Source organism: Cecembia lonarensis LW9 (assembly GCF_000298295.1).
Taxonomy (GTDB): Bacteria; Bacteroidota; Bacteroidia; order Cytophagales; family Cyclobacteriaceae; genus Cecembia; species Cecembia lonarensis.
The window spans coordinates 1-710 of record NZ_AMGM01000286.1 but is presented as its reverse complement, the minus strand read 5'-3'; the positions used below and the strand labels follow the sequence as shown (position 1 = coordinate 710).

Here is a 710-nt window from a genome sequence, read left to right as displayed (position 1 = left end):
AGGATCCCGCGGCACGCTCCCCGATGCGTGGATGGTGGGCCAGTGCGGCATCGATTTCCGCTTCCGTGAAGGGGTTGGCCGATTTTTCGGCAACCTTCAGGAGTTCATCAACGGATGCCATTGGGCGGGCAGCGAGAAGAGTCTCAACCCAGCGGTCTATGTCGGCACATGGCCGAAGGATGGCTGTTGCGCTAGCCGAATCGAGTGCGTTGAAACGAGAAATGTCCATGGGGTGGTCAGCTCTTTCATCCTGCTTGAGTTGCTTGCACCATCCAGGGCTGAACACCCTTACAACCGATCTTTCAACCGGATTCGACTCGATGTTTCTGGATGGTGGAACTTCGTGTCCACACAATGTAACCCGGGTCACAGGCCTTCCGTCAAGGGGTCCTTCGAAAAACTTTTATCGCTCCATCGTCTGACCGGCAGGGGCAGGGCGCTGGAAATGAGCCACCGAAACCCTTGTCTTTGATCGAAGATGGGGCCATACTTGAATTTCACGAAGCAATATTCAGATTCCATATATTGGAATCTTTGTCGTTCAGAGGAGGAACTCATGAAGATTACCCAGCTCACCGTCGAGGAACCAGACAAGCAAGCTTCGCGTGTCCCCGAACCCTCGGCGGCACTCAGTACCGGAATCTTCCACCCGATCGGCGGACTCGACCCAGACATGAGCCGAAGCCCGCAGATCTCCAACCCGCGCATCG

Annotated in this window: 1 protein-coding gene; it reads right to left on the bottom strand. The window is 55.6% G+C overall.

Features of this window, described 5'->3' with window-relative positions; all coding sequences use genetic code 11:
• The coding region (locus B879_RS24180) for a 2-oxo-4-hydroxy-4-carboxy-5-ureidoimidazoline decarboxylase (protein ID WP_040401633.1) at positions 1–229 on the bottom strand (229 nt) is incomplete at its 3' end.
• Positions 230–710 lie beyond the last annotated feature (481 nt).